Consider the following 15,111-nt stretch of genomic DNA (forward strand, 5'->3'; position numbering starts at 1 on the left):
TTTCTGTTGTGCCGAACGCCAACGAAGACAATTCCAGTGCCCTGAGTCAGGTGCAGCACCGCGCGGTGAGTGAACTGCTGCGGGTGTCTCCAGTCGCCGACGAGCTCGCCCGCCGTTTCCAGGAAGCAGGGTTCTCGCTCGCCCTGGTCGGCGGCTCGGTCCGGGACGCGCTCCTCGGCCGGCTCGGCAATGACCTGGACTTCACGACGGACGCCCGACCCGAGGACGTACTGAAGATCGTCCGACCCTGGGCGGACGCTCTGTGGGAGGTCGGGATCGCCTTCGGCACGGTGGGTGCGCAGAAGGACGCCCGCGTGGACGATGTGGAGCAGTCGTTCCAGATCGAGATCACGACGTACCGCTCCGAGGCGTACGACCGGACCTCCCGCAAGCCGGAGGTGTCCTACGGCGACTCCATCGAGGAAGACCTCGTGCGTCGCGACTTCACGGTGAACGCGATGGCCGTCGCACTGCCGGAGAAGGAGTTCATCGACCCGTACGGCGGTCTGGATGACCTGTCCGCTCGCGTTCTGCGCACCCCGGGCACTCCCGAGGCGTCCTTTTCCGACGATCCGCTGCGGATGATGCGGGCGGCGCGGTTCGCCGCGCAGCTCGACTTCGAGGTGGCACCCGAGGTTGTTGCAGCCATGACGGACATGGCCGCTCGTATCGAGATCGTCTCGGCGGAGCGAGTACGGGACGAGCTGAACAAGCTCATCCGATCCGCCCACCCGCGCAAGGGCCTGACGCTGCTCGTCGACACCGGGCTCGCCGACCATGTGCTGCCCGAGCTTCCCGCGCTGCGGCTGGAGAGTGACGAGCACCACCGGCACAAGGACGTCTACGAACACACCCTGATCGTTCTGGAACAGGCGATGGCGCTGGAGGAGGACGGGCCCGATCTGACCCTCAGGCTCGCCGCGCTGTTCCACGACATCGGCAAACCGCGAACGCGCCGCTTCGAGCAGGACGGGCGGGTCTCGTTCCACCACCACGAGATGGTGGGCGCCAAGATGACCAAGAAGCGGATGGCGGCGCTCAAGTACTCGAACGATCTCGTGAAAGATGTCTCACGCCTGGTCGAACTGCATCTTCGCTTCCACGGGTACGGCACCGGCGAGTGGACGGACTCCGCCGTCCGTCGCTACGTCCGTGACGCGGGTCCGCTGCTGGACCGTCTCCACAAGCTGACCCGCTCCGACTGCACCACGCGCAACAAGCGCAAGGCGACCGCCCTCTCCCGCGCCTACGACGGCCTGGAGGACCGAATCGCCGAGCTCAAGGAGCAGGAAGAGCTCGACGCGATCCGTCCCGACCTCGACGGCAACGAGATCATGGGGATCCTGGGTATCGGCCCGGGCCCCGCGATCGGTCAGGCGTACAAGTTCCTGCTGGAGCTGCGCCTGGAGAACGGCCCGATGGGGCATGAGGCCGCGGTGGCGGCGCTCAAGGAGTGGTGGGCCGAACAGGGCTGAAGAGGGGCCGCCCGGGCTCATGTTTCACGTGAAACATGAGCCCGGGCGACGCGAAGGGGCGGTGTTTCACGTGAAACACCGCCCCTTCGCACATCCGGTTCTGCCGGTTACTTGTTGTCTCCCAGGCAGAGCGTGAAGGAATCGCCCGTTTCCTTCCACGTCAGGGTCGCCGTCGTCCCCGTGACGCTCTGGCAGGTCAGCTGGGCCAGCGAAGCGCCGTCGGCCTTCTTCAGGACCTTGTGCGTGGCCTTGGGGTCGGTGCACTCGACCTGCACCACGTCCGGGTCGTTGTCGGTGCCCTTGTTGTAGAGGCAGTCGCCGACGGCCAGCTTCTTGGCGTCTTCGCTGTCACTGAACAGCCAGCCGCCCACGACGATCGACACGCCCGCGATGGCCACGATTATGCGCAGGTACTGCCTGAAGCCCCGCTTCGGGCGCTGCGGCGGGACCGGGGCGAACCCAGCGGTCGGCTGCTGCGGGAACCCGGGCTGACCCGGCTGCTGCGGGTATCCCTGCGGAGGCTGCTGGCCGTACGGAGCCTGACCCTGGGGCGGCTGGCCGTAGGGCTGCTGGCCCTGAGCGAACGGGTTCTGGCCCTTGGGCGGCGGAGTTGTCACTTGGGGGTCCCCCTAGAACGTAGGCGCGTGACGCGAATAAGACGCACGTAAGCTATCGGGACCCTGTGACAACGCAGTAGCCAGGATTGGCTCTGTGGCACTGATGTGACACTTACTGAAGTTCAAAGCGGGCCATAGCGGCCGCAATTGAGGCGTAGACCGCTGTCACGGTCACGACGAGGAAAACCGACCGTCCGTCAGAAGGCAGTATCAGAGCGGCCATTGCGGCCGCGCCGACGAAGGCGACGTTGAACAGGACGTCGTAAACGGAGAAGATTCGGCCGCGGAAGCCGTCATCGACGGAGGACTGCACGATCGTGTCCGTGGCGATCTTCGCGCCCTGCGTGGTCACGCCCAGCACGAATGCGGCGATCAGCATGGGCGCGGGGGCGAACGGGAGAGAGAGCGCGGGCACCAGGACCGCGGCGGTGCCGGCGCAGACGGCGATCCAGCGACCGGGGCCCAGTCGTCCGGCCGCCCAGGGCGTCACCACGGCAGCGCCGAAGAAGCCCGCCCCGGAGACACCCACGGCCAGCCCCAGGAGCGCGAGCCCGTCGTCCGAGCCGGATGCCCAGGCATAGCGGCAGAGCATCAGCACCATGACCGTCAGGGCGCCGTAGCAGAAGCGCATCAACGTCATCGCCATCAGAGCCCAGGCCGCCTCCCGCCGTGCGGGTTCCGTGAGATGACGTACGCCTCCCGCAAGGCCTCGTGCGGTGCCGCCGAGGGCCGCGGCCATGCGGGTGCGGACCAATGCGCGATCGGGCCCGAGGAGTTCCGGGGCGATACGGAGGGAGGCGAGGGCGGCGCACAGGTACAGAGCCGCCCCTGCGAGAACCACCGCCGCGTCGGAGTCCGCGACGACCAGCCGTACGGCGAACGCGAGGCCCGCGCCGATGGTCGCTGCGAGCGTTCCGGCGGTCGGCGAAAGAGAGTTGGCGAGCACCAGACGCTCCGTGTCGACGACACGGGGCAGCGCGGCCGAGAGCCCGGCCAGGACGAAGCGGTTGACCGCCGTGACACAGAGCGCGGAGGCGTAGAAGAGCCAGTCAGGGACATGGCTCAGCATCAGCACGGCCGTCACGCACGCCAGCGCCGTGCGCAGCAGATTGCCGTACAGGAAAACCTGCCGGCGTCGCCAGCGGTCCAGCAGGACCCCCGCGAAGGGCCCGACGAGGGAGTACGGGAGCAGCAGCACCGCCATCGCGGAGGCGATCGAGGCCGCCGAGGTCTGCTTCTCCGGTGAGAAGACCACGTACGTGGCCAGCGCGACCTGATAGACGCCGTCGGCGCCCTGGGACAGCAGTCGTACACCGAGCAGGCGTCTGAATCCCTGGAAGCGCAGGAGGACGCGCAGGTCACGCACGACGGCCATGGGGCACAGCCTCACATACGAGGAGGGTCCCCGGGCAGCAAGCCCGGGGACCCTCAACAGCAAGCACGAAACTGTGCTTTAGCGCTCGACCTCGCCCTTGATGAACTTCTCGACGTTGGCGAAGGCCTCGTCGTCGAAGTACTGGACCGGCGGGGACTTCATGAAGTAGCTCGACGCGGAGAGGATCGGGCCGCCGATGCCGCGGTCCTTGGCGATCTTCGCGGCGCGCAGGGCGTCGATGATGACGCCGGCCGAGTTCGGGGAGTCCCAGACCTCGAGCTTGTACTCCAGGTTCAGCGGGACATCGCCGAAGGCGCGGCCCTCGAGGCGGACGTACGCCCACTTGCGGTCGTCGAGCCAGGCCACGTAGTCCGAGGGACCGATGTGGACGTTCTTCTCGCCCATGTCGCGGTCGGGGATCTGCGAGGTGACGGCCTGCGTCTTCGAGATCTTCTTGGACTCGAGGCGGTCGCGCTCCAGCATGTTCTTGAAGTCCATGTTGCCGCCGACGTTGAGCTGCATCGTGCGCTCAAGACGGACACCGCGGTCCTCGAACAGCTTCGCCATCACACGGTGCGTGATGGTCGCGCCGACCTGCGACTTGATGTCGTCGCCGACGATCGGGACGCCGGCCTCGGTGAACTTGTCCGCCCACTCCTTGGTGCCGGCGATGAAGACCGGGAGGGCGTTGACGAAGGCGACCTTGGCGTCGATGGCGCACTGGGCGTAGAACTTCGCCGCGGCCTCGGAACCGACGGGCAGGTAGCAGATGAGGACGTCGACCTGCTTGTCCTTCAGGACCTGGACCACGTCGACCGGGGTCTCGGCGGACTCCTCGATGGTCATGCGGTAGTACTTACCGAGACCGTCCAGGGTGTGACCGCGCTGGACCGTGACGCCCTTGCTCGGGACGTCGCAGATCTTGATGGTGTTGTTCTCGCTGGCACCGATGGCGTCGGAGAGGTCGAGGCCGACCTTCTTCGCGTCGACGTCGAACGCGGCGACGAACTCGACGTCACCGACGTGGTAGTCGCCGAACTGGACGTGCATCAGGCCGGGTACCTTGGCCGCCGGGTCGGCGTCCTTGTAGTACTCGACGCCCTGAACCAGCGAGGCGGCGCAGTTGCCTACGCCGACGATGGCTACGCGAACCGAACCCATTCCGGTTGCTCCCTGTGTATATCGGTGAAACCCCGAATGGGCCTCACGTGGCGGTGTCGTCGGACGGATCCGGCCGGGTGCTGTCCCGGTGCCGGGGCAGGCCGCCCGTCTCTCCAGATGTGCTGTCCTGTTGAGCGGAGCCGTCGGAGGCGGGACGTTTGACGTCCCGTCCGGCCCGCTCGCTCTCGATGAGCTCGTTCAGCCAGCGCACTTCGCGCTCCACGGACTCCATTCCGTGGCGCTGGAGCTCAAGCGTGTAGTCGTCGAGGCGCTCCCGGGTGCGCGCCAGCGAGGCGCGCATCTTCTCGAGGCGCTCCTCCAGACGGCTGCGGCGACCCTCCAGTACGCGCATGCGTACGTCGCGTGACGTCTGCCCGAAGAAGGCGAAGCGAGCGGCGAAGTGCTCGTCCTCGTATGCGTCGGGACCCGTCTGCGCGAGAAGTTCCTCGAAGTGATCCTTACCTTCCGCCGTCAATCGATAGACGATCTTGGCGCGACGCCCTGCGAGTGTTGCCGTGAGGGCGTCTTCGGGTGTGGATCCTGATTCCTCGATCAACCAGCCGTTGGCGACCAGCGTCTTGAGGCAGGGGTAGAGCGTTCCGTAACTGAAGGCACGGAACACACCCAGTGACGTGTTGAGTCGTTTGCGCAGCTCATAGCCGTGCATCGGGGACTCGCGGAGCAGGCCGAGTACAGCGAACTCGAGGATCCCGGAACGCCGGCTCATCGTCGCCTCCTCCCTGTCGCTGCCTCGTCAGCCCGGTCTTTATGCCGCGCTGATGTATCGACTCGATACATCAGCACGATAGATGGACCGTGAGGATGCGACAAGAGGGAGCGGAGTGAACGGCGTCACATCACCGATTCATACGAAGCAAGTTGCCTGATTTGGGGTGAACTTCGGTGCTAGGTGGGTTTTGGCGGTGCGTAGTCTGTGCGGCATGCACACCACCGGGAACCGAGTGACGCCTGAGAACGTCAACGTCTTTGGTGCTGTACGGGTGAATGCGCAAACGACCGCATCCGTACTTCGGGGGGACCGGAAACCAGCCGCCGTTTCCAGGCGCGCAAAGGTGCGCCTGCCCGAGGAGTAATCGTTCGATGAGCGAGCACCGTCGCAAACCGCCGCAGCCGCAGGGCGGCGGACGTGCCGCGGCCCGGCGCGGCCAGCCACAGCCCGGGCCGTCCGCAGGCCGCCGCGAGACACCGCGAGGCGCCAGCGGGTCTCCTTCCGATTCTTATGACTCGGGGGGTACAGAGAGCCCGTTCGGTAGCCGTGCCGAGGCACGGCGCGCCACACAGAGAGGGAGCGGCGGAGGCAGGCGCAGAGCTGCCGACGGCGCGGGACAGGGCGGCCCCGGAGGAGGGGGAGGCCGGCGTGGTGGTCCCCCGGGCCCGAGCGGGCCAGGGCGCGGCCGCGGCCGCGCTCCCGAGCCTGCCCGGAAACGCATCATCGACTACCCGCGCGCCGGTAAGTACGGCGCCGCACGCTGGGTGCCGTCCTGGAAGCTCGTGACGGGCCTGTTCATCGGCTTCTGCGGCAGCCTCGTCGCAGCCGCGAGCGTCGCGTACGCCCTGGTCGGCATCCCGGTCGTCGGTGAGACCGCCAGGGCGCAGAACAACGTCTACTACTACGCCGACAACACCCAGATGGTCGCCACGGGTGGTGAGACCAACCGCCAGATCATCGGCTACACGCAGATCCCCAAGGAAATGCGGTGGGCGGTCATGTCGGCCGAGAACAAGACGTTCGAGACCGACAGTGGCGTCGACCCGATGGGTATCGCCCGTGCCTTCGTCAACATGGCCAAGGGCGGTCAGACGCAGGGTGGCTCCACCATCACCCAGCAGTACGTGAAGAACGCGATGCTGGAGGACCAGTCGCAGACGGTCTCCCGCAAGCTCAGGGAGCTGTTCGTCTCCATCAAGGTCGGGGCCAAGGTGCCCAAGGACCAGATCATGGCCGGCTACCTGAACTCCGCCTACTACGGGCGCAACGCCTACGGCATCCAGGCCGCGGCGCGTGCCTACTTCGACGAGGACGCCAACGACCTCGACCCGAGCCAGTGCGCCTTCCTGGCGGCGGTACTCAAGGGCGCCACGTACTACGACCCCGCGGGCGCGCAGTCGATCGACCCGTCCGCCACACCTCAGGCCAACCGCGAGCGCGCCGAGATTCGCTGGCGGTGGATCCTCACTGAAGAGGTCAAGGACGGCCGCCTGAGCCAAGCGGTGCGGGACAAGTACACCAAGTTCCCCGAGATCAAGAGTCCGCGGTCCAATGCCGCCCTGAGCGGGCAGGTCGGCTATCTGGTCGACCTGGCCAACTCGTACCTGATCAACAACAGCGACAAGACCGGAATCACCGAGACCAAGCTTCGGCAGGGTGGCCTCGAGATCCACACGACCTTCGACAGGAAGAAGGTCAAGGCGCTCGAAGACGCGGTGAAGAAGGTGCAGAAGGCCAACATCAAGCCCAAGCTGCGCCCGAAGACGGACAAGTACGTCCAGTTCGGCGGAGCGTCCGTGAACCCGGACAGCGGTGCGATCGAGGCCATCTACGGCGGTGTGGACGCGACCAAGCACTTCACCGACAACGCCGACCAGACCGGTGCCCAGGTGGGTTCGACCTTCAAGCCCTTCGTCCTGGCGGCTGCCATGTCCTGGGGTGTTCGGAATCCCGACGGTGACCCGTCCCAGTCACAGGACGAGCGCACGAAGGTCTCTCCGAAGAGTTTCTACAGCGGCAAGAACAAGCTCAAGATCAAGGACTACAACAGAACCGACTGGACGGACGACAAGGGCAAGGAGTGGCTGCAGCAGAACGACGGCCAGCAGTCGTACAACCCGCCCAGCTACAACATCGACCTGCGTGAGGCGATGCGCGAGTCCGTCAACTCCGCCTATGTCCAGCTGGGCATGGACGTCGGCCTGGACAAGGTCAAGGACGCCGTCCTGAGCGCGGGCATCAAGGAGTCGAGCCTCGCCAGTTCCAGGTTCCCGTCGTTCTCCCTGGGTACGTCCTCCCCGAGTGCGATCCGTATGGCCGGCGCGTACGCCACCTTCGCGGCCAGCGGCCAGCAGCGGGATCCGTACTCGGTCGAGAAGGTGACCAACAAGGACGGCAACGTCTTCCAGCACGACACGGTCAAGAAGACCAAAGAGGCCTTCACCTCGGCGGTCGCGGACAACGTCACCGATGTTCTGAAGACCGTGGTCGAGAAGGGCACCGGTACCAACGCCCAGCTGAAGGGCCGCGAGGTGGCCGGCAAGACCGGTACCACCGACGGCAACAAGTCCGCTTGGTTCGTCGGGTACACCCCCCAGCTGGCCACGGCGATCGGCATGTACCGCCTGGACGACGACGAGACCAAGAAGAATCGCGAGTTCCTGCAGATGTACGGCACGGGCGGCGAGAAGACCATCCACGGTGCTTCGTTCCCGTCTCAGATCTGGCGGGACTACATGGAGGTGGCGCTCAAGGGCGAGAAGGTGGAGACCTTCCCGACGCCCGAGGACATCGGTGTGGTCCTCAACGACACCCCGAGCCCGACGCCGACGCCCTCGGTCACCGAGAGCGAGAGCCCGTCGCCGACTCCGACACCCAGCGCGACCTTGACGTCTCCTTCGCCCTCGGCGAGCGAGACCTGCAAGAAGTTCGACTTCACCTGCAACAACACCGGTGGGACCAACACCGGCGGTACGGACACCGGCGGTACCGACACCGGTGGCACCGACGGAGGAGTAAGCACTTCACCGTCGGCATCAACCAGCACCAGTACCACTAGAGGCAATGGCAACGGCAACGGAGGCCTCTTCGGAGGACCGAACGGATAGCCGCCTCCGTGTGTGTTTCACGTGAAACACACCGTTTCACGTGAAACGAGGGCCGCCACACCGACCAGGTGGGGCGGCCCTCGGCCTATTCCTAGACGCGTACGGCAGGATGTGCGGCATGCCCAGTGCAGAGACGACGCGAGCGAGCGTGCACGAGCCGGAGCTGGTGCGGCCGACCAAGGATGACGAGGTCGCCGCCAGCGGCAGCGAGCTGATCGGTGGACCCATCGGGCGGCGGGCCCTGCTCGGGACGTCCTGGTGGACGCCCGTGCGGGTCGTCGCGCTGTTGGCGATCGGCATGTTCGCCCTCGGCATGGTCCAGAAGCTGCCTTGCTACGACGGCGGCTGGTTCTTCGGAGCCAGCTCGCAGTACACGCACGCCTGCTACTCGGACATCCCGCACCTCTACCAGGGGCGGGGTTTCGCCGACGGCCTTGTGCCGTACTTCGACAAGCTCCCCGGCGACATGGACTACCTCGAGTACCCGGTGCTGACCGGCGTGTTCATGGAGGTTGCTGCCTGGCTCACTCCGGGCAGCGGGAGCATCCAGGACCAGGAGCAGACCTACTGGATGGTCAACGCGGGGATGCTGATGGTGTGCGCGGCGGTCATCGCCGTATGCGCGGCACGCACCCACCGGCGTCGCCCCTGGGACGGCCTCCTGGTCGCCCTCGCACCCGCCTTCGCGCTCACGGCCACCATCAACTGGGATCTCCTCGCCGTGGCCCTCCTGGCCGCCGCGATGCTCATGTGGTCGCGGGGACGTCCCCTGGCCTTCGGTGTCCTGATCGGGCTCGCCACGGCTGCCAAGTTCTACCCGTTCCTGGTCCTCGGGCCGCTCTTCCTGCTGTGCTGGCGGGCCGGCAAGTGGCGTGAGTTCGGAACGGCGCTGCTCGGTACCGTCGGTGCCTGGCTGGCCGTGAACCTTCCGGTCATGTACTTCGCTCCTGAGGGATGGGCGAAGTTCTACACCTTCAGCCACGACCGCGGTGTCGACTTCGGTTCGGTCTTCCTGTTCATCTCGAATTGGCTGAAGATCACGATCACCCCCGACGCGGCCAACACGTGGGCGCTGATCCTGATGCTGGTCATCTGCGCGGGCTTGAGCGCCGTCACACTGACCGCTCCCCGTCGCCCTCGCTTCGCCCAGCTCGCCTTCCTGATCGTCGCGGCCTTCATTCTCACGAACAAGGTCTACTCGCCGCAGTACGTGCTGTGGCTCGTCCCGCTCGCCGCTCTGGCCCGGCCGCGCTGGCGGGACTTCCTGATCTGGCAGGCGTGCGAGGTCGCGTACTTCCTGGGCATCTGGATGTACCTCGCGTACACCACCAGCGGGGACGCCCATAAGGGCCTGCCGACCGACGGATACCAAGTCGCCATCGCCGTTCACCTGTTGGGGACGCTGTACCTGTGCGCGGTGGTCGTACGGGACATCTTCATGCCGGAGCGCGACGTGGTGCGCCGAGCCGGGGACGACGACCCGTCGGGCGGGCTGCTGGACGGCGCCGAGGATGCCTTCGTTCTAGGCGCGGCCGCGCATCCGCCGCGTCACGCCGCGCACTTCGACGGGCTGCCCCAGGTCGACTGGGGCAGCCGGGACACGACATCCGGAGACCGTTCGCTCTGAGCGAACAGGGTGTGGAGGAGCCACGAAAAAGGCCGTACACGGTGTCCGTGTACGGCCTTTCGGCTGTGAGCGGGTCGAACCGGGGGGTCAGCGCTCGACGACGCGGTCGAACTGTGTGGTGGTGTGCCGCAGATGCGCCACCAGTTCGTCGCCGACCTTCGGCTCCGAGGCGTCGGAGGGCACGAAGAGGATCGAGACCTGCATGTGCGGGGGCTCGGCGAACCAGCGCTGCTTGCCCGCCCAGACGAACGGAGAAAGGTTCCGGTTGACTGTCGCGAGGCCGGCGCGTGCGACGCCCTTGGCGCGCGGCATGACGCCGTGCAGTGCCTTGGGAGCCTCCAGGCCCACCCCGTGCGACGTACCGCCCGCCACGACCACAAGCCAGCCGTCCGAGGCCGCCTTCTGCTGCCGGTAGCCGAAGCGGTCGCCCTTGGAGACGCGTGTGACGTCCAGGACGGCCCCGCGGTACTCGGTGGCGTCGTGGTCCCCCAGCCACAGCCGCGTGCCGATACGGGCGCGGAAGTGGGTCTGCGGGAACTGCTGCTGAAGTCGCGCGAGTTCCTCGGCCTTGAGGTGGCTCACGAACATCGTGTGCAACGGCAGACGGGCCGCACGCAGGCGGTCCATCCAGCCGATGACCTCCTCGACGGCGTCCGAGCCGTCGGTGCGGTCCAGCGGCAGGTGGATCGCGAAGCCCTCCAGCCGGACGTTCTCGATGGCGGAGTGCAGATGCGGCAGGTCCTGCTCGCTCACTCCGTGCCGCTTCATCGAGGACATCACCTCGATGACGACACGGGCGCCCACAAGGCCGTACACGCCGTCGATGGACGACACGGAGCGGATGACGCGGTCGGGCAGCGGTACGGGCTCCTCGCCCCGCCTGAACGGCGTCAGGACCAGCAGATCGCCGCCGAACCAGTCCTTGATCCGGGCGGCCTCGTACGTGGTGCCGACAGCGAGGATGTCCGAGCCCAGGCGGGTGGCCTCGTCCGCGAGCCGTTCGTGGCCGAAGCCGTAGCCGTTGCCCTTGCAGACGGGGACCAGCCCCGGAAACTGCTCGGACACCTGCTTGTGGTGTGCCCGCCAGCGCGCGGTGTCGACGTAGAGCGTGAGCGCCATGGCCGGTCCCGGAACCTTTCTCGTGGCTGCGGTGTATCAGAGGTATGAAAAGGAATTGTCGCCGATTCGCCGGACCGATGGGGCCATGCCGGGCTGGATCAGCGGCCCGGTATGCGTTTCGGGCCGGTTCAGCGGCGCGACATGTACATGTCGAGCGCCTTGTGGAGCAGCTTGTTGAGCGGGAAGTCCCACTCGCCGAGGTACTCGGCGGCCTCGCCGCCCGTGCCCACCTTGAACTGGATCAGGCCGAAGAGGTGATCGGTCTCGTCCAGCGAGTCGGAGATGCCGCGCAGGTCGTACACCGTGGCTCCCAGGGCGTACGAATCGCGCAGCATGCGCCACTGCATCGCGTTCGAGGGCCGGTGCTCGCGCCCGATGTTGTCCGAGGCGCCGTAGGAGTACCAGACGTGTCCGCCGACGACGAGCATGGTCGCCGCCGAAAGGTTCACTCCGTTGTGACGTGCGAAGTAGAGCCGCATGCGGTTGGGGTCCTCGGTGTTGAGGGCCGTCCACATGCGCTGGAAGTACGACAGCGGGCGGGGCCGGAAGTGGTCGCGCACGGCGGTGATCTCGTACAGCCGCTGCCACTCCTCCAGGTCCTGGTATCCGCCCTGGACGACCTCGACGCCCGCCTTCTCGGCCTTCTTGATGTTGCGGCGCCACAGCTGGTTGAAGTTCCTGTGGACCTCTTCGAGGGAGCGGTTGGCGAGCGGCACCTGGAAGACATAGCGGGGCTGGACGTCGCCGAAGCCGGCACCGCCGTCCTCGCCCTGCTGCCAGCCCATGCGGCGCAGCTTGTCGGCCACCTCGAAGGCGCGCGGCTCGATGAAGTCGGCCTCGATGTCCCGCAGGCGCTTCACGTCCGGGTTCTGGATGCCGCCCTTGATGGACGTGGCTTCCCAGCGCCGGATGATCACCGGCGGGCCCATCTTGACGGAGAAGGCACCCTGCTGCTTGAGATGCGCGAGCATCGGCTGCAGCCAGTCGTCGAGGTTCGGTGCGAACCAGTTGATGACCGGACCCTCGGGCAAGTAGGCGAGATAGCGCTTGATCTTGGGCAGCTGGCGGTAGAGCACCAGGCCCGCACCGACCATCTGGCCGGTCCTGTCGTCGAACCACCCGAGGCTCTCGGAGCGCCACTCCGCCTTCACGTCGGCCCAGGCGGGGACCTGCATGTGGCTGGCCGCGGGCAGGCTCTGGATGTATGCCAGATGCTGCTCTCGGCTGATGGTCCTCAGGGTCAGGCTCATTAGGGGCGCTCCTCGGGCTGGTGTGTCCCCATGGGTACAAGGGCTCCGGCTCTCGCGCCGAAGCCTACTGCGCCCTGTGAGCGCCCCGTCTGGCCGCATGGAACCTGGACCCCGGGGAGGGAGTGTGAAGCGCCCCGAGGTCAGGGAAAAACGGACGTTCGACTCAGATCACACCGCCGAACAGGCCTCCGTTGGCCAAGCCGAGGTAGAAGCCGACGCCGGCGAGGCCGAGTCCCACGATCAGCCCGAAGCGCTCTCGGGTCGTCTCGGAGATGAACTGTCCGTAAGCGCCGGTGAGGATCCCGACGAGACCGGCCCACGAGCTGAGCAGATGCAGGCTGTCGAAGAACGATGTGACGAAGGCCAGGATTCCGCACACCAGGGTCACCGCGAGCAAGGTGTCCTGGAGCGGATGAGGCTTGCCGTCCGTGGCGAAGAGTGAGCCGGTGGTGCTGGGTCGCATTACCTGTGCCATAGGGCACCTCCTGCGGAAGGCGGCGCATCGTAGCGCCATACACACCCGATGTGTACAGATTGACGGCCAACCCGGTCGGATTTCAACCGGAAGCCGGTGTGCAGGTAGTCTGTACCCTCTGCACCGGTGTCTGCCCAGGCTCATGGCCAGGTCACGACAGGGATTGCCGCTCGGTTCACCGATCGGCGGACCCGATTGTCAGTGGCGGCCGATACCGTTGCGTACGCATCACAACCCTCCTGCCACGGAACGACCGTGGCCGCTGAGTCCAAAGGAGGTGGGTTTCACATGCGTCACTACGAAATGATGGTCATCCTCGACCCCGATCTGGAGGAGCGCGCTGTCGCCCCCCTGATCGAGAACTTCCTCTCCGTCGTCCGTGAGGGCAACGGCAAGGTCGAAAAGGTCGACACCTGGGGCCGTCGTCGTCTCTCGTACGAGATCAAGAAGAAGCCCGAGGGCATCTACTCGGTCATCGACCTGCAGGCCGAGCCTGCGGTCGTCAAGGAGCTCGACCGCCAGATGAACCTGAACGAGTCGGTCCTCCGGACCAAGGTCCTCCGTCCCGAGACCCACTGAGCTCTCCAGCTCAGTTGATCCCGGGCATCGAGTAGCAGCACCAGCAGCCAGCAGCAAACCCGCCGAGAGGTTCCCCCATGGCAGGCGAGACCGTCATCACGGTTGTCGGCAATCTTGTCGACGACCCCGAGCTGCGCTTCACCCCTTCCGGTGCGGCGGTCGCGAAGTTCCGTGTCGCGTCCACCCCCCGCACCTTCGACCGTCAGACCAATGAGTGGAAGGACGGCGAGAGCCTGTTCCTGACCTGCTCGGTCTGGCGTCAGGCGGCGGAGAACGTCGCCGAGTCGCTCCAGCGAGGCATGCGCGTCATTGTGCAGGGCCGGCTGAAGCAGCGGTCCTACGAGGACCGTGAGGGCGTCAAGCGCACGGTCTACGAGCTGGACGTCGAGGAAGTCGGCGCCAGCCTGAAGAGCGCCACGGCCAAGGTCACCAAGACCACGGGCCGAAGCGGCCAGGGCGGTTACGGCGGCGGAGGTAACGGTGGCGGCGGCCAGCAGGGCGGCGGCTGGGGCGGTGGCTCCGGCGGCGCTCCGCAGGGCGGCGGCGCTCCCGCCGACGACCCCTGGGCGACCAGCGCTCCCGCTGGTGGCAACCAGGGCGGCGGCGGTGGCGGTGGCGGTTGGGGCGGAAGCTCCGGCGGCTCCGGCGGTTCCGGCGGTTCCGGTGGCGGCTACTCGGACGAGCCCCCCTTCTAGGCCCCAGGGCCGAGGGTGGGCCGTACTCCCACTTCTTGATCACACAGGAGATACACCATGGCGAAGCCGCCTGTGCGCAAGCCGAAGAAGAAGGTCTGCGCGTTCTGCAAGGACAAGGTCACGTACGTGGACTACAAGGACACGAACATGCTGCGGAAGTTCATTTCCGACCGCGGCAAGATCCGTGCCCGCCGCGTGACCGGCAACTGCACGCAGCACCAGCGTGACGTCGCCACGGCTGTGAAGAACAGCCGTGAGATGGCGCTGCTGCCCTACACGTCCACCGCGCGATAAGGGAAGGGTGACCGACTAATGAAGATCATCCTCACCCACGAGGTCTCCGGCCTCGGTGCCGCGGGCGACGTCGTTGACGTCAAGGACGGCTACGCTCGCAACTACCTGATCCCGCGGAGCTTTGCGATCCGCTGGACCAAGGGTGGCGAGAAGGACGTCGAGCAGATCCGTCGTGCTCGCAAGATCCACGAGATCGCGACCATCGAGCAGGCCAACGAGATCAAGGCCCGCCTCGAAGGCGTCAAGGTCCGTCTGGCCGTTCGCTCCGGCGACGCCGGTCGTCTCTTCGGTTCCGTCACCCCGGCCGACGTCGCTTCGGCGATCAAGGCTTCCGGTGGCCCCGACGTCGACAAGCGCCGCATCGAGCTGGGCTCGCCCATCAAGACCCTGGGCGCCCACGAGACGTCCGTGCGTCTGCACCCCGAGGTTGCCGCCAAGGTCAACATCGAGGTTGTCGCTGCCTGAGTGCAGCGCTCGGCATAGCTGAGAGAAGGGGCGCCCCCCCCGGGGGGGGGGCCCTGGGGGTTTTGGAACCCGGGCCGGGGGGGGTTTGGGGGGGTGTGGCGGGGGGGGGGTGTGTTGGGGGGACACCAGTAAATAAATAAAA

14 protein-coding genes are annotated in these 15,111 nt (G+C 66.6%); 7 read left to right on the top strand and 7 right to left on the bottom strand.

Annotated features, from left to right (window positions below; genetic code table 11):
- The first annotated feature begins 8 nt into the window (after window positions 1–8).
- On the top strand, window positions 9–1,475 hold the full coding sequence (locus ABZX90_RS13965; protein WP_355204577.1) for a CCA tRNA nucleotidyltransferase: 1,467 nt from the start codon (window positions 9–11) through the stop codon (window positions 1,473–1,475).
- Window positions 1,476–1,582: 107 nt separating this feature from the next.
- Here ABZX90_RS13965 and ABZX90_RS13970 read toward each other — a convergent pair whose 3' ends face one another.
- From ABZX90_RS13970 to ABZX90_RS13985, 4 genes are all read right to left on the bottom strand, one after another.
- Window positions 1,583–2,092: a hypothetical protein gene (locus ABZX90_RS13970; RefSeq protein ID WP_355204580.1), complete on the bottom strand. Its 510-nt coding sequence runs from the start codon at window positions 2,090–2,092 to the stop codon at window positions 1,583–1,585.
- A 112-nt stretch (window positions 2,093–2,204) separates the two neighbouring features.
- On the bottom strand, window positions 2,205–3,467 hold the full coding sequence (locus tag ABZX90_RS13975; RefSeq protein WP_355204583.1) for an MFS transporter: 1,263 nt from the start codon (window positions 3,465–3,467) through the stop codon (window positions 2,205–2,207).
- Window positions 3,468–3,545: 78 nt separating this feature from the next.
- Window positions 3,546–4,628: an inositol-3-phosphate synthase gene (locus ABZX90_RS13980; RefSeq protein ID WP_351124268.1), complete on the bottom strand. Its 1,083-nt coding sequence runs from the start codon at window positions 4,626–4,628 to the stop codon at window positions 3,546–3,548.
- A gap of 43 nt (window positions 4,629–4,671) precedes the next feature.
- Complete coding sequence (locus ABZX90_RS13985; RefSeq protein ID WP_351124271.1) at window positions 4,672–5,355, bottom strand: PadR family transcriptional regulator; 684 nt, start codon at window positions 5,353–5,355, stop codon at window positions 4,672–4,674.
- A 374-nt stretch (window positions 5,356–5,729) separates the two neighbouring features.
- Here ABZX90_RS13985 and ABZX90_RS13990 point away from each other — a divergent pair, with 374 nt between their 5' ends.
- On the top strand, window positions 5,730–8,465 hold the full coding sequence (locus tag ABZX90_RS13990) for a transglycosylase domain-containing protein (RefSeq protein WP_351124274.1): 2,736 nt from the start codon (window positions 5,730–5,732) through the stop codon (window positions 8,463–8,465).
- Between the two features lie 118 nt (window positions 8,466–8,583).
- Window positions 8,584–10,092 carry a glycosyltransferase 87 family protein gene (locus ABZX90_RS13995; RefSeq protein ID WP_355204588.1) on the top strand — a complete coding sequence of 503 codons (1,509 nt, stop codon included), beginning with the start codon at window positions 8,584–8,586 and terminating at the stop codon, window positions 10,090–10,092.
- 87 nt (window positions 10,093–10,179) lie between these two features.
- Here the strand turns inward: ABZX90_RS13995 and ABZX90_RS14000 are convergent, their stop codons facing one another.
- From ABZX90_RS14000 to ABZX90_RS14010, 3 genes are all read right to left on the bottom strand, one after another.
- On the bottom strand, window positions 10,180–11,211 hold the full coding sequence (locus ABZX90_RS14000; RefSeq protein ID WP_351124280.1) for an alanine racemase: 1,032 nt from the start codon (window positions 11,209–11,211) through the stop codon (window positions 10,180–10,182).
- A 128-nt stretch (window positions 11,212–11,339) separates the two neighbouring features.
- Window positions 11,340–12,461, bottom strand: a complete 1,122-nt coding sequence (gene femX, locus ABZX90_RS14005; RefSeq protein WP_355204591.1) for a peptidoglycan bridge formation glycyltransferase FemX — start codon at window positions 12,459–12,461, stop codon at window positions 11,340–11,342.
- A 163-nt stretch (window positions 12,462–12,624) separates the two neighbouring features.
- Window positions 12,625–12,936 (bottom strand): hypothetical protein, encoded by a 312-nt coding sequence (locus tag ABZX90_RS14010; RefSeq protein ID WP_351124285.1) that lies wholly within the window; start codon window positions 12,934–12,936, stop codon window positions 12,625–12,627.
- Between the two features lie 288 nt (window positions 12,937–13,224).
- Here ABZX90_RS14010 and rpsF point away from each other — a divergent pair, with 288 nt between their 5' ends.
- The 4 genes from rpsF (at window position 13,225) to rplI (ending at window position 14,969) form a co-directional block, all read left to right on the top strand.
- Window positions 13,225–13,515, top strand: a complete 291-nt coding sequence (gene rpsF / locus ABZX90_RS14015; protein ID WP_055610618.1) for a 30S ribosomal protein S6 — start codon at window positions 13,225–13,227, stop codon at window positions 13,513–13,515.
- Between the two features lie 77 nt (window positions 13,516–13,592).
- Window positions 13,593–14,210: a single-stranded DNA-binding protein gene (locus ABZX90_RS14020; protein WP_351124289.1), complete on the top strand. Its 618-nt coding sequence runs from the start codon at window positions 13,593–13,595 to the stop codon at window positions 14,208–14,210.
- Between the two features lie 57 nt (window positions 14,211–14,267).
- Complete coding sequence (rpsR, locus tag ABZX90_RS14025) at window positions 14,268–14,504, top strand: 30S ribosomal protein S18 (RefSeq protein ID WP_003949403.1); 237 nt, start codon at window positions 14,268–14,270, stop codon at window positions 14,502–14,504.
- 18 nt (window positions 14,505–14,522) lie between these two features.
- Window positions 14,523–14,969, top strand: a complete 447-nt coding sequence (gene rplI, locus ABZX90_RS14030) for a 50S ribosomal protein L9 (protein ID WP_351124292.1) — start codon at window positions 14,523–14,525, stop codon at window positions 14,967–14,969.
- Window positions 14,970–15,111 lie beyond the last annotated feature (142 nt).

The sequence above is a fragment of the Streptomyces sp. NPDC002935 genome, assembly GCF_040611295.1.
GTDB lineage: Bacteria > Actinomycetota > Actinomycetes > Streptomycetales > Streptomycetaceae > Streptomyces.